At 37.4% G+C, this 19917-nt stretch carries 20 protein-coding genes; 17 read left to right on the top strand and 3 right to left on the bottom strand.

The window, feature by feature from the left end; genetic code table 11:
- Positions 1 to 103: 103 nt before the first annotated feature.
- The 5 genes from typA (at position 104) to JIN86_RS16185 (ending at position 5141) form a co-directional block, all read left to right on the top strand.
- Positions 104 to 1948, top strand: a complete 1845-nt coding sequence (gene typA, locus JIN86_RS16205; RefSeq protein WP_004224771.1) for a translational GTPase TypA — start codon at positions 104 to 106, stop codon at positions 1946 to 1948.
- Between the two features lie 30 nt (positions 1949 to 1978).
- Entirely contained in the window at positions 1979 to 2377 is a 399-nt protein-coding gene (locus JIN86_RS16200) for a YlaH-like family protein (RefSeq protein ID WP_004224772.1), read from the top strand.
- Between the two features lie 215 nt (positions 2378 to 2592).
- Positions 2593 to 3585, top strand: coding sequence for an ABC transporter substrate-binding protein (locus tag JIN86_RS16195; protein WP_202342381.1), 993 nt, complete (start codon positions 2593 to 2595; stop codon positions 3583 to 3585).
- A gap of 1 nt (position 3586) precedes the next feature.
- A complete protein-coding gene (locus tag JIN86_RS16190; protein WP_004224774.1) occupies positions 3587 to 4354 on the top strand; it encodes an ABC transporter ATP-binding protein in 768 nt (255 codons plus the stop codon).
- Complete coding sequence (locus JIN86_RS16185; RefSeq protein ID WP_202342380.1) at positions 4347 to 5141, top strand: ABC transporter permease; 795 nt, start codon at positions 4347 to 4349, stop codon at positions 5139 to 5141. The genes JIN86_RS16190 and JIN86_RS16185 overlap by 8 nt, the downstream gene beginning before the upstream one ends.
- A 54-nt stretch (positions 5142 to 5195) precedes the next feature.
- Here JIN86_RS16185 and JIN86_RS16180 read toward each other — a convergent pair whose 3' ends face one another.
- Together JIN86_RS16180 and JIN86_RS16175 are read right to left on the bottom strand one after the other, a co-directional pair.
- Positions 5196 to 5399: a YlaI family protein gene (locus tag JIN86_RS16180; protein WP_048394712.1), complete on the bottom strand. Its 204-nt coding sequence runs from the start codon at positions 5397 to 5399 to the stop codon at positions 5196 to 5198.
- A gap of 11 nt (positions 5400 to 5410) precedes the next feature.
- The gene (locus JIN86_RS16175) at positions 5411 to 5911 is read right to left on the bottom strand and encodes a molybdopterin-binding protein (RefSeq protein ID WP_036077076.1); all 501 of its coding nucleotides are present in this window, start codon (positions 5909 to 5911) and stop codon (positions 5411 to 5413) included.
- Between the two features lie 182 nt (positions 5912 to 6093).
- Here JIN86_RS16175 and JIN86_RS16170 point away from each other — a divergent pair, with 182 nt between their 5' ends.
- The 5 genes from JIN86_RS16170 to JIN86_RS16150 all read left to right on the top strand — a co-directional run bounded on the left by JIN86_RS16170 (position 6094) and on the right by JIN86_RS16150 (position 11999).
- On the top strand, positions 6094 to 6375 hold the full coding sequence (locus JIN86_RS16170; protein WP_004224778.1) for an Fpa/YlaN family protein: 282 nt from the start codon (positions 6094 to 6096) through the stop codon (positions 6373 to 6375).
- Between the two features lie 60 nt (positions 6376 to 6435).
- A complete protein-coding gene (locus tag JIN86_RS16165; RefSeq protein ID WP_004224780.1) occupies positions 6436 to 7617 on the top strand; it encodes an FtsW/RodA/SpoVE family cell cycle protein in 1182 nt (393 codons plus the stop codon).
- Between the two features lie 12 nt (positions 7618 to 7629).
- Complete coding sequence (pyc, locus tag JIN86_RS16160) at positions 7630 to 11064, top strand: pyruvate carboxylase (protein ID WP_202342379.1); 3435 nt, start codon at positions 7630 to 7632, stop codon at positions 11062 to 11064.
- Positions 11065 to 11197: 133 nt separating this feature from the next.
- A complete protein-coding gene (locus JIN86_RS16155; RefSeq protein ID WP_202342378.1) occupies positions 11198 to 11818 on the top strand; it encodes a TetR/AcrR family transcriptional regulator in 621 nt (206 codons plus the stop codon).
- On the top strand, positions 11811 to 11999 hold the full coding sequence (locus tag JIN86_RS16150; RefSeq protein WP_004224783.1) for a hypothetical protein: 189 nt from the start codon (positions 11811 to 11813) through the stop codon (positions 11997 to 11999). The genes JIN86_RS16155 and JIN86_RS16150 overlap by 8 nt, the downstream gene beginning before the upstream one ends.
- Positions 12000 to 12050: 51 nt before the next feature.
- On the opposite strand, the gene JIN86_RS16145 is transcribed toward JIN86_RS16150, so the two are convergent.
- Positions 12051 to 12974 carry a COX15/CtaA family protein gene (locus JIN86_RS16145; protein WP_004224784.1) on the bottom strand — a complete coding sequence of 308 codons (924 nt, stop codon included), beginning with the start codon at positions 12972 to 12974 and terminating at the stop codon, positions 12051 to 12053.
- A 336-nt stretch (positions 12975 to 13310) separates the two neighbouring features.
- Here JIN86_RS16145 and cyoE point away from each other — a divergent pair, with 336 nt between their 5' ends.
- From cyoE to JIN86_RS16110, 7 genes are all read left to right on the top strand, one after another.
- Positions 13311 to 14228, top strand: coding sequence for a heme o synthase (gene cyoE, locus JIN86_RS16140; protein WP_004224785.1), 918 nt, complete (start codon positions 13311 to 13313; stop codon positions 14226 to 14228).
- Between the two features lie 99 nt (positions 14229 to 14327).
- Positions 14328 to 15416, top strand: a complete 1089-nt coding sequence (coxB, locus tag JIN86_RS16135) for a cytochrome c oxidase subunit II (protein WP_004224786.1) — start codon at positions 14328 to 14330, stop codon at positions 15414 to 15416.
- A gap of 40 nt (positions 15417 to 15456) precedes the next feature.
- Entirely contained in the window at positions 15457 to 17340 is a 1884-nt protein-coding gene (ctaD, locus tag JIN86_RS16130) for a cytochrome c oxidase subunit I (RefSeq protein WP_004224787.1), read from the top strand.
- Positions 17340 to 17966 (top strand): cytochrome c oxidase subunit 3, encoded by a 627-nt coding sequence (locus JIN86_RS16125; protein WP_004224788.1) that lies wholly within the window; start codon positions 17340 to 17342, stop codon positions 17964 to 17966. Before ctaD ends, JIN86_RS16125 begins: the two co-directional genes overlap by 1 nt.
- Positions 17966 to 18310, top strand: coding sequence for a cytochrome C oxidase subunit IV family protein (locus JIN86_RS16120; protein ID WP_004224789.1), 345 nt, complete (start codon positions 17966 to 17968; stop codon positions 18308 to 18310). The genes JIN86_RS16125 and JIN86_RS16120 overlap by 1 nt, the downstream gene beginning before the upstream one ends.
- A 180-nt stretch (positions 18311 to 18490) precedes the next feature.
- Positions 18491 to 19414, top strand: coding sequence for a cytochrome c oxidase assembly factor CtaG (gene ctaG / locus JIN86_RS16115; RefSeq protein WP_004224790.1), 924 nt, complete (start codon positions 18491 to 18493; stop codon positions 19412 to 19414).
- 40 nt (positions 19415 to 19454) lie between these two features.
- Positions 19455 to 19916 carry a DUF420 domain-containing protein gene (locus JIN86_RS16110; protein WP_004224791.1) on the top strand — a complete coding sequence of 154 codons (462 nt, stop codon included), beginning with the start codon at positions 19455 to 19457 and terminating at the stop codon, positions 19914 to 19916.
- Position 19917 lies beyond the last annotated feature (1 nt).

The raw sequence follows: 19917 nt of genomic DNA, 5'->3' as shown, positions 1-19917 counted from the left end.
TATATTTTTTTAGAATGATGGAAATTCTAATAAGGACATTTCTATCCTTCTTGTGCTATAATATCACAGTTAAACATTCGAAAAAAGAATATGGAGTGGAATAATGACAAACTTACGTCAAGATCTTCGCAATATCGCAATTATCGCCCACGTTGACCATGGTAAAACTACTTTAGTCGACCAACTATTAAAACAATCAGGTACATTCCGTTCAAACGAACATGTTGAAGAACGTGCAATGGACTCTAATGATATTGAACGCGAACGTGGTATTACAATTTTAGCAAAAAATACTGCAGTAAACTATAACGGAACTCGTATTAACATCCTTGATACGCCTGGACACGCCGACTTCGGTGGTGAGGTAGAACGTATTTTAAAAATGGTAGATGGCGTTTTACTAGTTGTCGATGCGTATGAAGGTTGTATGCCGCAAACACGCTTTGTACTGAAAAAAGCGTTGGAACAAAAGTTAACACCGATTGTAGTTGTAAACAAAGTTGATAAAGACTCAGCTCGCCCATTAGAAGTAGTAGATGAAGTATTAGAATTATTTATCGAGCTAGGCGCTGATGATGATCAATTAGATTTCCCTGTTGTGTATGCATCAGGTGTAAACGGTACAGCTTCTCTTGATGCTGATCCAACAAAACAAGAAGAAAATATGCAATGTCTATTTGAAAAGGTAATTGAAGCAATTCCTGCACCAGTAGACAACTCAGCAGATCCATTACAATTCCAAGTGGCATTACTTGACTACAATGATTATGTTGGTCGTATTGGGATTGGACGCGTATTCCGCGGAACAATTGAAGTAGGACAACAAGTTGCTTTAATGAAGTTAGATGGGACTGTGAAACAATTCCGTGTTACGAAACTATTTGGTTTCTTTGGTTTAAAACGTGAAGAAATCCAATCAGCAAAAGCTGGTGACTTAATTGCTGTTTCAGGGATGGAAGACATCAATGTTGGGGAAACAGTATGTCCGGTGGAACATCAAGAAGCTTTAACACCATTACGTATTGACGAACCAACATTACAAATGACTTTCTTAGTGAATAATTCACCGTTTGCAGGTCGTGAAGGGAAATGGGTAACTGCTCGTAAAGTAGAAGAGCGTTTACGTTCACAACTTCAAACGGACGTATCTCTTCGTGTAGAAGATACAGATTCACCAGATGCATGGACAGTTTCTGGTCGTGGTGAGCTACATTTATCAATTCTTATTGAAAATATGCGCCGTGAAGGCTTTGAACTACAAGTATCAAAACCTCAAGTTATCATTCGTGAAATTGATGGTGTAAAATGTGAACCATTTGAACGTGTACAAATTGATGTTCCAGAAGAAAATGTAGGTTCGGTTATTGAATCGATTGGTACGCGTAAAGGTGAAATGTTGGATATGGTGAACAATGGCAATGGCCAAGTACGTTTAACATTCCTTGTTCCTGCACGTGGTTTAATTGGATATACAACAGAATTCATGTCTATGACGAAAGGTTTTGGTATCATTAACCATACATTCGATTGTTACCAACCATATATTCCAGGCCGTATTGGTGGACGTCACCAAGGTGTTCTTGTATCAATGGAAACTGGTAAATCGACAACTTATGGTATGATGCAAGTAGAGGACCGTGGTACACTATTTGTTGAGCCAGGTACTGAAATTTATGAAGGTATGATTGTTGGTGAAAATACACGTGATAATGATATCACTGTAAACATAACAAAAATGAAGCAAAAAACGAATGTTCGTTCTGCGACAAAAGATGCAACAAACGTTATTAAAAAGCCACGTCTATTAACACTAGAAGAAGCATTAGAGTTCTTAAATGATGATGAGTATTTAGAAATCACTCCAGAATCTATTCGCCTTCGTAAACAAATTCTAGATAAAAATGAACGTGAAAGAATAGCGAAAAAACTAAAAAACGCTGAACAATAATTTTTTGCTTCCACGAAAGGAAGAGGAGTCTTGGATCTGAAGTCCGCTTTATTGGGTGAACTAAATGTTATTCAAGTTGCTGCACAGACAGGTACAGATGAAACAACACGAGTTTATGGGAGAATGGCTGGTATCACTAGATTTTTATATGAAAATTTACCAAGCTATGAAATAGCAGGTTATGTTGTATTTCTTCTTGTATTTGTACTTTCTGCCATTGTCTATAAGCTAGGCTTTGCCAAGAAATTAAAGTTATCTCAAAATATTATTATTTATGCGTTCCTATTTTTAGGTTGTATCATGCTTACATTCTTCGCTCTATTCTTGCCAATGATTGAAGGTCTGATTGTAGCGGCCTTAATTCTAATTGTCTATAAAACAAGACTATGGCGTGAAAAAAGAGAAGAACAACAAGCTACCAATCAATAACAATTACGTACTTTATAATAAGAACTTTTTATTTGTTATAAACAGTCTTAGCGGTTTTAATGCTAAGGCTGTTTTTTTGTATGTTTCCCCTGTAGTCAAGCTGAAGAAAACACCCACACTCTACACAAATTAAAAAATGATAGGCACCGAAATCTTCTTATGTGAATAAGTTAATGTCGATAGGCTTATTTTCAACACATCAAGGAGGAAAGGGAATGCGTTGGCTTACAAAAGGTTTATTATTAGGTGTCATTGCTTTGTTACTCCTTTCTTTGACGGCATGTAATAAAGCAGAGCTAGAAAAAGTCAAAGTAGGAGAAGTAACTCGTTCAATTTTCTATGCGCCTCAATATGTAGCACTTGAGAAAGGTTTCTTCGAGGAGGAGGGTCTTTCGGTTGAGCTACAAACGATTGCAGGTGGCGATAAAACGATGACGGCGTTACTGTCAGATGGAATTGATATAGCTTTAGTTGGGTCGGAGACGTCTATTTATGTCACATTACAAGGTGCAAATGATCCTATTCAAAATTTTGCACAGTTAACACAAACGGATGGTACCTTTTTAGTGGCAAGAGATAAGATAGATAATTTTTCGTGGGATCAATTGAAGGGCTCAACGTTTTTGGGGCAACGTAAAGGTGGAATGCCACAAATGGCAGGTGAATTCGTGCTGAAAAAACATGGCATCGACCCTGTAAATGATTTATCGCTCATTCAAAATATTGATTTTGCCAACATTGCTACTGCTTTTGCATCCGGTACTGGTGACTATGTTCAATTATTTGAACCTACTGCGAGTGTCTTTGAGAAAGAAGGAAAAGGTTATATTGTAGCTTCGTTTGGAACGGAGTCTGGTAATCTTCCTTACACGTCCTTTATGGCCAAAAGTAGTTATTTAAAGGATGAAGCTTCAACTGTTCAAGCTTTTACAAATGCATTGAAACGAGCACAGGATTTTGTGCAAAATGAGAGTGCTGCTGAAGTAGCAAAGATTATTCAACCGTATTTTGAAAATGTAGATATAGAGATAATTGAAACGGTAATTGAGCGATATAAAGCACAAGGCTCTTATGCTACTGACCCAATCCTTGATGAAGGAGAGTGGGATAACTTGCAAACAATTATGGAGGAAGCAGGTGAACTTCCTCAACGAGTGGAGTATGAAAAACTTGTGAACACTACTTTTGCCAAAAAGGCTGCTGAGTAATATGGAATTTTTACAGCTGGAGAATATTCACCATAGTTATTTTTCAAGTACACAGGCAAAGGAAGTATTACGTGATATCAGTTTAGCCATTCATGAAGGAGAGTTTGTTTCGTTTATTGGGCCGAGTGGCTGCGGTAAAACCACATTATTATCAATTATTGCAGGCTTATTCCCTGCCACTGAAGGCAATGTTTATATAGATGGTGAAAAGCTATCAGCAAGTAATCAATCAAGCATTGGCTATATGCTTCAGCAGGATTATTTATTTCCTTGGAAGACCATTGAAGAAAACGTCACAATTGGCTTGAAAATAATGGAGAAAAGTCATAAAACACATAAAGTAACGGCCAATGCGTTATTACAGGAAGTAGGATTACCGCATGTGGGGAATAATTATCCTCGAGAATTATCAGGGGGTATGAGGCAACGTGTCGCCCTTGCCCGTACCTTAGCTGTAAACCCAAAAATTTTATTATTAGATGAACCATTTTCTGCATTAGATTATCAGTCGAAATTAAAGCTTGAGGATTTAGTGGTGGAAACATTAAAAACTTATAAAAAGACTGCTATTCTTGTGACACATGATATTGGTGAAGCAATCGCGATGAGTGAGCGCGTAGTTCTATTTTCTGCAAATCCGGGGACAGTTCACAAGGTGTTTGAAATACCTAAAGCCCTTAATGAACTATCACCTTTTGATGTAAGACAGCATCCAGCCTATGCAGATATTTTCCAAACTATTTGGAAGGAGCTGGAGAGCCTTGGATAATACGTTATTTAAGCAATATCAGCAATTGTTAAAAAAAGAAAAACGCTATGTTCGAGTGTATCAGCTTATTATTTTACTGCTATTCTTTGGAGGATGGGAACTGCTTTCAAGATTAGAATGGATTGATCGGTTAATTTTTAGCTCGCCAACTCATGTATGGCATACATTTGTTGAAAAAGTCATTGATGGTTCATTAACATTGCATGTGAGTGTTACATTAATGGAGACCGTAATTGGCTTTTTAGCGGGGACTTTATTAGGAACATTGATAGCTGTTGTCTTGTGGTGGTCTCCGTTACTATCAAAAGTACTCGATCCCTATCTAGTAATTTTAAACGCGATGCCAAAAGTTGCGCTTGGTCCGATTTTGATTGTTGCACTCGGCCCAGGTTATTTTTCTATCATAGCTATGGGTGCATTAATATCCATCATTATAACAACGATTGTTGTATATACGGCATTTAAAGGTGTCGATCCAAATTATAGTAAGGTTTTACAAACCTTTGGAGCGACAAGATGGCAAATCTTTCGTGAGGTCATTTTGCCAGCCTCATTTCCTACGATCATTTCGACCTTGAAAGTGAATGTTGGTTTATCATGGGTAGGGGTTATTGTAGGGGAATTTTTAGTAGCTTCAAAAGGACTTGGTTATTTAATTATCTATGGCTTCCAAGTATTTAATTTTAACCTTGTCCTTATGTCACTTCTGATCATTGCCTTTTTTGCTACCATTATGTATCAAGTTGTAGAATTAGTTGAAAAGACGATTATTAAAAATAATGCATAGTAGAAAAAAGAGGTGTCTCAAAATAGAGGCACCTCTTTTTAATCTGTTCTTTAGTTAAAATTCTTTATCCATCTGGGGTGAAGTACGATAAAAACGGAAATTGCCCGTTTCCATTCGTGCTACAGTATTTTCTGAAATGCGATCATGGCAAATATCGCACATATAAGTATGAATTGGTCGATTACGCAATTTTTTTGCTAAAGGTAGATTGTCATCTAAATTATGAATCGTATCGCAAATAACGCATTTAACGCGCATTGCATTCCCTCCTATTCAGCGCGAATGGCTGATACGTTTTTAATAGGATTGTCAATATTTGAACCGTCTCTTAGTAATACATGGATGGGACCGTCTTCTAAAAGAGGCTTACCGTCTTGGCTATATTTTAAAATAAGTGTATAAGCTTCTTCAATTGTGAAAGGATATTCTTGACCATCTTTGCAAGTTAAGACGATTTTTGTCGCTTCTGGTTTAATTTCAGCATTCTTCAAGAAATGACTTAATTCGATACCAAATGTACCTGTCTCCATTCCTTTACGGTCAAATTTCCTTTCTGATTTTAATGTAGGCGGGAATGTTGCTCCTTCCATAATTTCACGTGACCAGTGTGCTCCTACTTCACGCATATATTTGACGTCAGCATCTTCCTCAACATTTTGAGTAGTGAAGTAAGTGTTTAAATCTAATTTACGATCATCGAAAATCCACACAGTAGGATCTAATGTTAGTTGGTATGTGACTGCACCTGTGATAGGAATTATTGTTTCCATAATAGAAATCCTCCTCAAATCTTGTATATCCATGACATAGTATAACGCTAATGCCTAGAGATAATAAAGAAATATAATTCGAATTCTCTATTTTCCAATGAAGACACTTGCATTTTTATCGACTAAAAGATAAACTTTATTAAGATAGAATCGAAGAAATATCAGATAATGGGGGCGTCCTCATGGATACGAAATCACAAACTTCTTTTCAAGAGAAGGCTTTGGAGCTATTAGTTGCTGATGCAGATAAGATTGCTCGCCTTATTCGAGTACAAATGGATCATTTAACAATGCCACAATGCCCTTTATATGAGGAAGTATTAGATACACAAATGTTCGGTCTATCACGTGAAATTGATTTTGCTGTGAAGCTTGGATTGATTGAACGTGAAAAAGGCAAAGAAATTCTCGATTCACTCGAGAAGGAACTTTCTGTACTACACGACGCGTATACAGACAAATAAAAAGAAAAACTCAAACGCTTCTTTGCGCTTTGAGTTTTTTTACTAGAACGAGGTTTTCCGATGAGACAATACTTAAAACGCTATGCACAAAATTTTGATTACCCCTTATTTTTTACGGTCCTATTATTAAGTTTATTTGGGTTAATAATGATTTACAGTTCAAGTATGATGGTTGCTATTGCACAGAAAAAACAGGCACCTGATTATTTTTATCAAAAGCAAGTGACCAATTTAATGGTGGCATTTCTTGGCTTTATCATTACAGCATTTTTTCCATATAAACATTATGCGAATAAGAATATTATGTTGTTACTAACGGTCGTATTGGCGGTGTTATTCACATGGTTAAAATTATTTGGTCATGGGGCAGATGAAGTAGGCTCTCAAAGTTGGATTGCTATCCCAGGATTAGGGAATTTTCAGCCTTCGGAGTATGCGAAACTATTTATAATTTTATATTTTGCAGCTGCTTTTTATCGAAAAGCACAAAAATATACGTTTGAAAAGCTACAACCTACTGAAATTTTTTATCCAATTTTTCTATGGATTTTAGTGGTTGCTGGGGTAGCCTTTGAAACAGACTTAGGAGCAGTAATTATTCTATGTGGTATTGCTGTTTCAGTTGTAGCTTCAAGTGGTATTCCATTTAAAACATTTTGGAAATTTTTCGGTGTATTAGGTGCATTTGGTACAGCTATTCTTGGTATTCTATGGCTATTTAAGGGAGAGCTACTAACAGGAAATCGAAAAGGACGGATATTGTCTTACTTAAATCCGTTTGAATATGAGGATGGTAGTGGTCACCAAGTGGTGAATAGTTATTATGCCATTGGCGGAGGCGGCTTAGAGGGACGTGGCCTTGGTCAATCCATTCAAAAATTAGGTTACTTACCTGAACCACAAACAGATTTTATTATGGCCATTATTATGGAGGAATTAGGAATATGGGGAGTTTTAATTGTCCTAGGTGGTTTAGGCTTTATTGTATATAAAGGTTTTTCTATTGCATTGCGAACTAAAGATCCATTAGCACGCATGATTGCGGCTGGTATTGCGAGCTGGATAGGCTGGCAATCGTTTATTAATCTTGGGGGTGTAACCGGGTTAATCCCGTTAACCGGTGTAACGTTACCTTTTATAAGCTATGGCGGTACATCTATAATCATTCTATCTTTAGCGATGGGAATATTGATCAATGTTTCTATGTTTGAAAAGGTAGAGAGGAAAAAAACACAATCATAAAGGGGGATACCTATGGAATCAATCAACAAAATTCTCGTAGCCAATCGAGGAGAAATTGCAATTCGTATTTTCCGTGCTTGTACGGAGCTGAATATCCAAACTGTTGCCATCTATTCAAGAGAAGATAGTGGTGCTTTTCATCGCTTTAAAGCAGATGAAGCTTATTTAGTGGGAGCTGGCAAGAAACCAATCGATGCTTATTTAGATATTGAAGGTATTATTGCCATCGCAAAAGATGCAGATGTTGATGCGATTCATCCAGGGTATGGTTTTTTATCAGAAAACGTGGAATTTGCACGTCGCTGTGAGGAAGAGGGCATTGTCTTTATCGGACCAACTTCTCAGCATTTAGATATGTTTGGAGATAAGGTCAAAGCACGTTCTCAAGCCATTGCGGCTGAGATTCCTGTTATTCCTGGTACAGATGGCCCAGTAGCCGATCTAGCAGAGGTAGAGACGTTTGCTAGCAATTATGGCTATCCAGTTATGATTAAGGCAGCACTTGGCGGTGGTGGTCGAGGGATGCGTCTAGTCCATACGCCAGAAGATCTTGCTTCCTCCTATGAAAGAGCAAAATCTGAGGCAAAGGCTGCTTTTGGTTCCGATGAAGTATATGTAGAAAAAGCAATCATAAAACCAAAACACATTGAAGTACAAATTATTGGCGATAAACATGGCAATATTGTGCATTTATATGAGCGCGATTGCTCAATTCAGCGTCGACATCAAAAGGTGGTAGAAATTGCGCCATCTCATTCAATTTCACAAGAGTTAAGAAATCGTATTTGCGATGCAGCTGTGAAATTAATGAAGAATGTCTCGTACATAAATGCAGGGACAGTGGAATTTTTAGTCGCAGGAGACGATTTTTATTTCATCGAGGTAAACCCTCGCATTCAAGTAGAACATACAATTACAGAAATGATTACAGGTGTTGATATCGTCCATGCCCAAATTAAAGTAGCGGCAGGCTATGGACTTCACAGTGAAGAAATTCATATGCCAAAGCAAGAAGATATGCCAATGATTGGCTATGCCATTCAAGCACGTGTGACAACAGAAGACCCTGCAAATGACTTTATGCCAGATACAGGAAAGTTAATGGTTTACCGCTCAAGTGGTGGTTTTGGCGTGCGATTAGATGCTGGGAATGGATTCCAGGGTGCTGTCGTTACACCATACTATGACTCTTTGTTGGTAAAAATTTCTACTTCGGGTATGAACTTTAAAGAAGCTGCTGCGAAAATGGATCGTAATTTAAAAGAATTCCGTATCCGTGGCGTTAAAACGAATATTCCGTTTTTAAATAATGTGGTGACTCATGAAAAGTTTTTATCAGGAGCCTTTGATACTAGCTTTATTGATACAACACCAGAGCTTTTTGAGTTCCCTGTCCGTAAAGACCGTGGAACAAAGCTGTTAAGCTATATCGGGAATGTGACCTTAAATGGCTTCCCTGGTGTAGAGAAGAAATCAAAACCTATCTTTGTTCAGCCAAACCAACCTAAAATTGATCCTTTAATTGTACCACCAGCAGGTACGAAGCAGATTTTAGATACACAGGGAGCAGATGGCTTAGTCCAGTGGATTTTAGCACAGGAAGACGTACTACTAACAGACACTACATTCCGTGATGCACACCAATCTCTACTTGCAACACGTGTTCGTTCACAGGATATGTATCAAATTGCAGATGCAACAGCTCGCATGATGCATCAGTTATTCTCGCTGGAAATGTGGGGTGGGGCAACATTCGATGTAGCGTATCGCTTCTTAAAAGAAGATCCATGGGAGCGACTAGCGAAACTGCGTGAGCAAGTGCCGAACGTGCTATTCCAGATGTTACTGCGTGGAGCTAATGCTGTTGGTTATACAAACTATCCTGACAATCTAATCCGAGAATTTATCGCTGAATCGGCTTCATCAGGAATTGATGTATTCCGTATTTTCGATAGCTTGAATTGGATTAAAGGCATGGAAGTAGCAATAGATGCTGTGCGTCAATCAGGAAAAATTGCTGAAGCGGCAATCTGTTATACGGGGGATATCCTCGATGACAGCCGTGCGAAATATTCAGTGCAATACTATAAGGATATGGCGAAAGAACTTGAAGCATCTGGTGCCCATATTTTAGCGATTAAAGATATGGCTGGTTTATTGAAACCAGAAGCGGCGTACCGTTTAATTTCCGAGTTAAAAGAGACGACAAGTCTGCCAATCCACTTGCATACACATGATACTAGTGGCAATGGAATTTACTTATATGCTAAAGCGATAGAAGCAGGTGTTGATATCATTGATACAGCGCTTGGATCTATGGCAGGCCTAACATCTCAACCGAGTGCAAACTCCTTGTACTATGCAATGAAGGGCAGCAAACGTGAGGTACGAGCAGATATCGATGCATTAGAAAAATTATCGTACTACTGGGAAGATGTTCGTAAATACTATAAAGATTTTGAAAGTGGCATGATCAGCCCACATTCTGAGATTTACGTACATGAGATGCCTGGTGGTCAGTATAGTAACTTACAGCAACAAGCAAAAGCTGTAGGGCTTGGTGATCGATGGGAAGAAGTGAAACGCATGTATTCCCGTGTAAATCTACTATTTGGTGATATTGTTAAAGTTACCCCATCCTCAAAAGTGGTAGGTGATATGGCTTTATTTATGGTGCAAAATGATCTAGACGAAAATACGGTCTTAACAAGAGGGAAAACGATTGACTTCCCAGATTCTGTGATTGAATTCTTCCAAGGTTATCTTGGGCAGCCACATGGCGGGTTCCCAGAGGCATTACAACAAGTAGTGTTAAAAGATCGTGAAGCAATTACAGTTCGTCCAGGAGAATTATTAGAGCCTATTCAGTTTGATCAATTAGAGGCTGTACTAGAGGAAAAGTTAAATCGTCCAGTTACGAAAAAAGATGTACTGGCTTATGCACTTTATCCAAAAGTCTTTGAGGAATATGCGAAAACAGCAGAATCCTTTGGCAATATTTCAGTTCTTGACACACCGACATTCTTATATGGCTTAAAGCTTGGAGAAATTATTGAGGTCGAAATTGAAAAAGGTAAAACATTGATTATTAAACTCGTTTCAATCGGGGAACCACAACACAATGGAACACGTGTCCTTTACTTTGAGCTCAATGGACAATCGCGTGAATTGGTGATTCAAGATATGACTGTTGAGGTTGATGGCAATTTAGCGTTAAAAGCCGATCCAAGCAATCCAAACCAAATCGGTGCTACAATGCCAGGTACTGTGTTAAAAGTTGTTGTTTCTAAAGGTAGTCCTGTTAAACGTGGGGATCATCTGTTAATTACAGAAGCCATGAAAATGGAAACAACTGTCCAAGCACCTAAAGACGGCATTGTAAAAGAAGTATATGCGAGTGCAGGAGATGCGATTTCTACAGGGGATCTATTAATTGAAATTGAATAGATAGTCGTGAAAAAAGGTTATTAGATGCTTTTATTGCATCTATATAACCTTTTTTATTGTGTTAAGCGATAAATCATATACAATTTGATTACTTAATCAAAAAAATGTTTGGCTAATCAATCAGGAGGGTTCTATGGATAGCAATAAAAATACCTTTATTCAGGAAGCAAGAAAGCAGCAAATTATTGAAGCTACGATAACGACACTTGATGATATAGGCTATGTAAAGGCGAGTTTAGCACAAATCGCTAAACGTGCTTCTATTAGCACAGCATTAATTTCTTATCACTTTGTAGATCGACAAGATTTAATCAACCAAAGTCTGCAAGCACTAACCGAGCAATCCACAACTTTCATTTTGACAAAAACATATACTGCCAGTGATCCTGTCACACAATTAGCAAACTTCATAGAGGCGAGCATTGCTTATCAAGCGACACACCCAAAAGAAAATGCAGCATTATTAGAAATTGACTTCAACGCTCGGACTGTACAAGACATCCCTTACTATAAACTGCCAGATGAAGAGGAAGACCCACTTTTGACGGCATTATGTAATATTTTAGAAGATGGAAAAAAACAGGGGACATTTAGTGTTCGCTCTGTCAATGTAATGGCAAAAGTAATTCAAGGAGCGATTGGTGAATACATGCTTATAGGGGGACCGCTTGCTATTGCGGCAGTGGATTACAGTCTCGAAGTAACAAATATTATATGGACAGCAATGAAAGTAGAGGGGCCAAAAAATGCTTAGAGCGCTATTCAACTGGATGTTAGTCATTGGTTTAATTTTATTAGGAGGCCGTCTCGTAACACTAATTTGTCGATATTTCGACATTCCCTTTACAACATTTTTTAAAGATTATGCACTAGTATCCATGATTATCTTAATTGTTGGAATTATAGGAACTGAAGCTATGAAGAAACAAAAATAGTCATAGAAAAAAGATTCGACACATTTTTGGTGTCGAATCTTTTTTAATGGGCTATTTCTTTTTCTCATTATAATTACTTCTAGCAACTAGCATGATCATATAGCATAATAAACCGAATAAAAGGGAAATAAATAATGAATGCAGTAAAGCTACCGTTAAATTCAGTTTAGTAAGGACTACTAACATACCTGCAATAACTTGTAAAACTACTATAGAAAAAGCAATTATCCATCCATAGTATATAACACGTTGATGTTTATATTCCTTTACAGCGTGCCAAGTTATGTATGCAATCCAAATGAAAATAATAAGAACAGCTAATCGATGTCCCATTTGCACCCATTCATACATATTATTCGGGGGTGCGAATGGTGTTTCATTATAGCAAAATGGCCAATCAGGACAAATTAAGCTCGAATCTGTATGACGAACTAGCGCCCCTGTATAAACGACTAAATAAGAATAAATTGTGACAGCAATTGTATGCCAACGTAACTTTTTACCAATAAATACGTTATCGGCATCAAATTTCCGATCGACTTCAAATACAATCATAGAGAGAAGAAGAACCGCGGCAAAGGAAATCAGAGATATCCCAAAATGAAGTGCTAAGATGAAATCACCTTGCCCCCATAATACTTGAGCTGCTCCAATAAGAGCTTGCGCGATTAAGAAAAACATTGCTAGGAAACCTAATAGTTTTACTTCGCGAATATGTCCGAGCTTACGCCATGTCCAAACGGTTAACACAAGAATTGAAATAGATACAACTCCTGTTACGAGACGATGTGAGAATTCGATAAGGACTTCTGGTGTAATCTCCTTTGGAATAAGAGATCCATTACAATCAGGCCAGTTTCGACCACAGCCTAGGCCACTATCTGTTTTGGTAACGAGAGCCCCACCTAGTAATATAAGGAGCATCCCTACTGTAGCGGCAACAGCAAACCACTTCAAATACCTGTTGTGTTGCATAAAATGAGTCACCTACTTTATCTATCAACATTACAAGCACGTAATGTTTCTGCTACTAGATAATATCGAAAATACGTATAAAAAACAACTTGTAAAGAGAAGGGACTACTAGATGTCGATTCCATTTCACAAATTGTTCATAATTTCGTGCTTTAACCTTCACAATTCATTTTAGAAAATGTTTTACTATAGATATGTTGTTTTTAATTATATTTCTAGACAAAACTAATTTTTACAACTTCATCTAAATTTCACTTAATGTCTAGAAATCAATCGCAAATTTCGCTATAGTTATTGTTAGCGGAATATGCTTACAAAAATGAAAGGAGAGGTATTATGTCAAACGGTCGTACACTGGCGGCTACTAGAAATACTGGTCCTGAAACAACATCTGTTGTAAAAGATTTCTTAGCACTAATAAAAATTGGAATCGTTAACTCGAATCTTGTCACAACGTTTACAGGGATGTGGCTGGCTTTTCAGTTTACTAGTAGACATTTCTTGCAAGAGCTTGATGTCATATTTTACACCATGCTGGGTGCGGCATTAATCATTGGTGGCTCAGGTGCAATGAATAACTTCATTGATCAGGATATAGATCCTATCATGAAAAGAACAAAGGCAAGACCGACAGTGACAGGCAGATTTAAGCCAAACTTTGTGTTGACCATTGCCCTCTCATTTTTAATTGTAGGTGAAATTTTGTTATTTGCGGCATCGTTTGCAGCCGGCATGTGGGGACTAGTAGGAATATTTGCTTATGTCGTTCTGTATTCAATGTGGTCAAAGAGGAAGCATGTTAGTAACACGGTTGTAGGTAGTATTTCTGGGGCTATTCCTCCTGTTATTGGATTCGCGGCGATTGAGCCTGCCTTAGGTCCAGGAGCACTAGCTTTATTCCTTATCATGTTTGCATGGCAACCACCACATTTCTATGCGCTTGCTATGAAACGGACTGAGGAATATCGTGCAGCTAAAATACCAATGCTACCTGTTATAAAGGGATTTAAACGTACAAAGTACTCAATGTTATTCTGGATTCTTTTATTATTACCGTTACCTTTCCTTTTAACAGAGCTTGGAATTGGCTTTTTAACTCTTGCTACTGCATTGAACTTGGGTTGGTTAATACTAGCTCTGAAAGGCTTTACAACAAAAGATGATATGAAATGGGCAAATAAAATGTTTATTTATTCGTTGAATCATATGACCATACTATTTGTAGCCATCATAATATTTGCGGTGTTTAGCTAAAGTTAGGGATTCTTTCTTTTTATAAGAATTCAGATAGACAGAACTGATGTCCTAGGTACACATGAAAATACAACAAAGAAAGAGGGGTTTAATTAAGCTATGATGAAAGGGCTTAAAAAATGGCGTCTTTTTTCACTTCTAGCAGTGATGATGGTTTTCCTTTCAGGTTGTGGTGAAGATTATCTTTCTACACTAAAACCATCTGGAGAAGTAGGTAAACAACAATTAAATTTATTACTGTTAACTACTGTAATTATGACGCTAGTAGTAGTAATAGTATCCGTTATCTATTTACTTGCATTCCTAAAATACCGTCGTGCACGCGTAGGTGAAAATGTTATACCTAAGCAAGTAGAAGGTAGTCATACTTTAGAAGTGATTTGGACAGTTATTCCGATTATTTTATTATTAATTATCGCTGTACCAGTTGTTACAACTACTTATAAATTTGCAGATGTTGCTGCAATGGATGAGGTAGATGAAGAAGGGAACAAAACAGCCCTAACGATCAATGTAACGGCAAAATTATACTGGTGGGAATTCGAATATCCTAACCAAGGTATCGTAACGGCTCAAGAGCTAGTGGTACCAACAGGTGAAAAAGTTTACTTTAATTTAAAAGCTGCCGATGTTAAGCACTCATTCTGGATTCCTGCTGTAGGCGGTAAAATGGATACAAACGTGGAAAACTTAAACAAATTCTACTTAGTATTCGATAAAGAATCAAAAGATCTTAAAGATGGCGTATTTTATGGAAAATGTGCTGAATTATGTGGACCTTCACATGCATTAATGGACTTTAAAGTAAAAACATTAAGCCCTGATGCATTTGATGCATGGGTTGATGCAATGAAAGCAACTGAAGGACAAACTGCTGACAAAGCTTCCACTGATCTTGGTGAAGCAACTTTTGCTAATAGCTGCTTAGGCTGTCATGCTATCTCTGGTTCAGGAGCAGGCGGTACACCAGGTCCTAACTTAACTACGTTTGGTGACCGTAACCGTGTTGCTGGTTTCTTAGAGCATAATGAAGAAAGCTTAAAAGCTTGGATTAAAAACCCTGAGGAATTTAAACCAGGTAACTTAATGATGAATGCTGAAGGCACTGCGCCTATCTACGGTGATTTATCTGATGAAGAAATTGAAGCTCTTGCAACTTACATCATGGGCTTATCAGTAGAAAAATAATTTTCGTTCTATGTAACAAATTTTGAGGGAGGTAAAAGTTGTGAGCTCATACACACAGAAAAAGGGCTTTGGAGCAGCTGTCTGGGATTACATCACTACTGTTGACCATAAAAAGTTAGCAGTGATGTATTTATTAGCCGGTACATTGTTCTTCGCTATCGCTGGTTTTGAAGCATTATTAATGCGTATTCAATTAATGAAACCAAATAATGATTTCGTATCAGCTGGTTTTTTCAATGAATTATTAACAATGCACGGAACAACAATGTTATTCCTAGCTGCTACGCCACTACTATTCGCATTTATGAACATGCTTGTACCATTACAAATTGGTGCGCGTGACGTTGCATTCCCGTTCCTTAACTCATTAGGGTTCTGGTTATTCTTCCTAGGTGCAGTATTCCTTCACCTGTCATTCTTTATGGGTGGCGCTCCTGATGCGGGCTGGACTTCTTATGCATCATTATCTTTATACTCTCCAGGACATGGTATTGATTTCTATGTTCTTGGTTTACAAATTTCAGGGGCAGGTACATTAATTTCAGGTCTTAACTTTATCGTTACGATTATTACAATGCGTGCTCCAGGTATGACATTTATGCGTATGCCATTATTCACTTGGACTGCTCTTGTATCAAGTGCCTTAATCTTATTCGCATTCCCTCCATTAACAATTGGTTTATTAATGATGTTATTTGACCGTATGTTCGGTGGTAACTTCTTTGACCATACAATGGGTGGTAACACAGTAATTTGGGAACACTTATTCTGGATCTTCGGACACCCAGAGGTTTATATCTTAGTATTACCAGCATTCGGTTTATTCTCTGAGATTATTCCAGCGTTCTCTCGTAAACGTCTATTCGGATACTCTTCAATGGTATTCGCTACAATTTTAATTGGTTTCTTAGGGTTCATGGTTTGGGCTCACCATATGTTTACAGTTGGTCTTGGGCCAACAGCAAACGCAATCTTCGCTGTTGCAACAATGGCAATTGCGGTTCCAACAGGTATGAAAGTATTCAACTGGATCCTAACTATTTGGGGCGGATCTATTAAAGTTACAACACCAATGCTTTATGCACTTGGATTCATCCCGTCATTCGTTGCGGGTGGTGTTACAGGGGTCATGCAAGCATCTGCACCTCTTGACTATCAATTACATGATTCTTACTTTATCGTTGCTCACTTCCACTACGTAATCGTTGGTGGTATCGTTACAGCATTATTTGGTTCAGCGCACTTCTACTGGCCAATTTTCTTCAACCGTATGTTAAACGAAACGCTTGGTAAAATTACTTTCTGGGTATTCTTTATCGGATTCCATTTAACATTCTTCCTTCAACATTTCTTAGGTTTGATGGGTATGCCACGTCGTGTATTCACTTACATGGAAGGTCAAGGTTGGGATCAATTCAACTATATCTCTACAATCGGTGCATTAATGATGGGTGTAGGGGTTATCTTAATGGTAATCAACTGCTTAATGTCTATTAAGGGCAAACCAGCAGGACGCGACCCATGGGGCGATGGACGTACTTTAGAATGGTCAATTCCACAACCAATTCCATTCTATAATTTCCGTCAAACTCCACTTGTTCGTGGTTTAGATCCATGGTGGATTGAAAAACAAGAAGGTAATAAAGAAGTAACATTTGCTGAGCCACTAGGTGATATCCATATGCCAAATAACTCAGCGATTCCATTCGTTATTTCATTAGGTATGTTTATTGCAGCATTTGGTGCACTTTACAATCCAGACGCAGATAAGCCATGGTCTATCTATGTATTAATCATTGGTTTAGCTATTACATTTGGTGCAATGATTGCTCGTTCTGTTAAAGACGATCATGGTTTCCATTTACACAAAGAAGAAATTCTTGAAATTGAAGAACATCTTTACGGCAAAGGAGGAAATAAATAATGGATTTCAATACTAAATTTACTCCTCATACTTGGCCAGATCATCCTGAACAAGCTACGATGGAAGGTAAAAATAAAGTCGTTGGTTTCTGGATTTTCCTTGCCTGTGAAGTTGTACTTTTCGCAAGTTTATTCGCTACTTATTTAGCGCTTAAGAACAAAGGGCCAGCTGGCATGGAGTTCACAACTCAAGGTTTATTTGAATTACCATTAGCATTTGCTATGACGATGTTATTATTAACATCATCACTAACATCTGTTTATGCAATTTACCATATGCGTAACTTTAACTTTAAAGGTATGCAAACTTGGTTAGCGATTACATTAGCTTTAGGTCTTGGATTCTTAGCACTTGAAATCTATGAGTTCAACCACTATGTGCACCTTGGTTTTACATTTAATCAATCTGCATTTGCAACAGCGTTTTATTCTTTAGTTGGTACACACGGTTTCCACGTAACTTTAGGTCTTGTATGGATTGGTACTTTAATGATCCGTAATGCTAAACGTGGATTAAACCTGTACAATGCACCTAAATTCTTCGTTGCTGCTTTATATTGGCACTTTATCGACGTGGTTTGGGTATTTATCTTCACAGTAGTATACTTGATGGGAGTGATCGGATAATGTCTTCACACGATACACCTATAGTTGCTAAGTCACAAGCACAGTATGAGTATGATCGTCATCATAATGCCGTTCATATGCGTAAACAAGTAATCAACTTTGCGATTATGATTTTCTTCACTTTTATCGCATTCGCAGTAGTTGCAGCTGATTTTTCTAAATACTTAATTATGCCATTCGTATTATTATTGGCTGGCGTTCAAGTTGTACTTCAACTTTATTCTTTCATGCACTTAGAAGATAAAAAAACTCACTTTGGTGGCGTTATTGGTTTCTTCATGTGGATGGGAATTTTAATCGCATTTACATTCTTCTTAGCATTTTTAACAATCATTTGGTGGTAATCACCAAAAAAGCACGTTCGTTATTTTGTACGAACGTGCTTTTCTTATGTTTTGAGGTTATTTAGGTATCAAAAGAGGCAAACACTGTTAAACTTAACATTTGTTCACCTTTCGTTCATTGCAGTATAGCTGTAAGCGTTTTATAATAGGAGTACTGAAGTTTAAAGGAGTGCGTTCTATATGCCACTTAGTATATTTGGTTTCCAAGCATTGTGGAGCCCGTATTTAATAGGGGTTCTTGTTTTTATAACAATCATCTATTTTTTAGTCACAACAAAGTGGCGTAAGGATTTTAAAGTAAGCGAACCTTTGAAAAAAAGTGAAGCTATTTACTTTGTTTTAGCTATGATTACCATCTATATTATCAAAGGATCTCCTATCGATTTAATGGCTCATATTATGTTTACCATGCATATGGTGCAAATGGCTATTCTGTTATTGCTGGTCCCTATTTTCTTAATTAAAGGGATTCCTTGGTGGGTTTGGAAGGTGGCTATTGAGGCACCAGTAGTTAGAACATTGTTTAAAGTGCTAACATTACCAGTTGTTGCTGTTTTTGTATTTATTGGTCTATTTTCTTTCTATCATTTACCGTCCATATTGGATTACATTAAATTAAATGAAACATTACATGGTACCTATACATTTGTATTATTTCTATCTGCGGTGTTTATGTACTGGCCTTTAATTCAAAATATGCCAAATAGTAATCAAATGAAGCCTTTGCATAAATTGGCGTATATTATTGCTAATGCTGTTTTAATTACACCTGCTTGTGGATTAATCATCTTTGCCCCCAATGCAATGTATGAGACATACACAAACGGTGATGCATGGTTAAAGGCGATGGAGCTTTGTGTACCAGCCTCTACATTGTCAGGATTATCTTTATCTGGACCTGAGCTATTTACAGACATGAAACCAGTTGCAGATCAGCAATTAGGTGGCGTGTTAATGAAAATCCTACAAGAGCTTATTTTTGGTGTACTAATTGGTACAATCTTCACAAGATGGTATCGATCTGAGCAAAAAGATCCAGATAAAATCACTGCTGACGCTTTAGCTGCCCACCAAAAGAAGTGGGAAAGTCAACAGCAACATTAATTGAAGAATAGAAATTTACTTTGTGTAAGGGGTTTTGACAATGGAATTGCAAATTTTGCCTACTATTAGTACATCGTTTATCGTTATTAGTGCTGTACTAGTAGCGATAGGGTGGGGCTTAATTATAAAACGAAATGTAGAGGGACATAAGAAAGTGATGCTTGCTGCAGGTGTTGCGGCACTTATTTTCTTTATCATCTATGCGTCCCGTACAATCTTTATTGGAAATACAGCTTTTGGCGGTGGAGAAGAATTAAAACCATATTATACGTTCTTCTTGATTTTCCATATTATTTTAGCGACATCTGGAGCTGTGTTCGGTATCATTAGTATTATTTCAGGTTTGAAAATGAACATTAAATTACACAGACGAATTGGGCCAATTACAAGTATTATTTGGTTCTTTGTTGCCATAACTGGTGTATTAGTTTATTTATTATTGTATATTTTATTTGAGCCTGGTGAAACAACATCAGTAATTAAAGCTATTTTAGGATTTTAAA

Source organism: Lysinibacillus sp. HST-98 (genome assembly GCF_016757845.1).
Lineage (GTDB): Bacteria > Bacillota > Bacilli > Bacillales_A > Planococcaceae > Lysinibacillus > Lysinibacillus capsici.
Note: the sequence above shows the minus strand (reverse complement) of the source record. Positions and strands in the feature narration are given on the sequence as shown.

Excerpts from the sequence above, each read along its gene's own strand:
- JIN86_RS16155 (WP_202342378.1), top strand. The coding sequence starts at position 11,198 with ATGGATAGCAATAAAAATACCTTTATTCAGGAAGCAAGAAAGCAGCAA.
- coxB (WP_004224786.1), top strand. The coding sequence starts at position 14,328 with ATGATGAAAGGGCTTAAAAAATGGCGTCTTTTTTCACTTCTAGCAGTG.
- JIN86_RS16180 (WP_048394712.1), bottom strand. The coding sequence starts at position 5,399 with ATGCGCGTTAAATGCGTTATTTGCGATACGATTCATAATTTAGATGAC.
- JIN86_RS16190 (WP_004224774.1), top strand. The coding sequence starts at position 3,587 with ATGGAATTTTTACAGCTGGAGAATATTCACCATAGTTATTTTTCAAGT.
- ctaG (WP_004224790.1), top strand. The coding sequence starts at position 18,491 with ATGCCACTTAGTATATTTGGTTTCCAAGCATTGTGGAGCCCGTATTTA.
- JIN86_RS16150 (WP_004224783.1), top strand. The coding sequence starts at position 11,811 with ATGCTTAGAGCGCTATTCAACTGGATGTTAGTCATTGGTTTAATTTTA.
- JIN86_RS16195 (WP_202342381.1), top strand. The coding sequence starts at position 2,593 with ATGCGTTGGCTTACAAAAGGTTTATTATTAGGTGTCATTGCTTTGTTA.
- JIN86_RS16145 (WP_004224784.1), bottom strand. The coding sequence starts at position 12,974 with ATGCAACACAACAGGTATTTGAAGTGGTTTGCTGTTGCCGCTACAGTA.
- JIN86_RS16175 (WP_036077076.1), bottom strand. The coding sequence starts at position 5,911 with ATGGAAACAATAATTCCTATCACAGGTGCAGTCACATACCAACTAACA.
- JIN86_RS16125 (WP_004224788.1), top strand. The coding sequence starts at position 17,340 with ATGGATTTCAATACTAAATTTACTCCTCATACTTGGCCAGATCATCCT.
- JIN86_RS16165 (WP_004224780.1), top strand. The coding sequence starts at position 6,436 with ATGAGACAATACTTAAAACGCTATGCACAAAATTTTGATTACCCCTTA.
- JIN86_RS16120 (WP_004224789.1), top strand. The coding sequence starts at position 17,966 with ATGTCTTCACACGATACACCTATAGTTGCTAAGTCACAAGCACAGTAT.
- pyc (WP_202342379.1), top strand. The coding sequence starts at position 7,630 with ATGGAATCAATCAACAAAATTCTCGTAGCCAATCGAGGAGAAATTGCA.
- cyoE (WP_004224785.1), top strand. The coding sequence starts at position 13,311 with ATGTCAAACGGTCGTACACTGGCGGCTACTAGAAATACTGGTCCTGAA.
- JIN86_RS16110 (WP_004224791.1), top strand. The coding sequence starts at position 19,455 with ATGGAATTGCAAATTTTGCCTACTATTAGTACATCGTTTATCGTTATT.
- JIN86_RS16170 (WP_004224778.1), top strand. The coding sequence starts at position 6,094 with ATGGATACGAAATCACAAACTTCTTTTCAAGAGAAGGCTTTGGAGCTA.
- typA (WP_004224771.1), top strand. The coding sequence starts at position 104 with ATGACAAACTTACGTCAAGATCTTCGCAATATCGCAATTATCGCCCAC.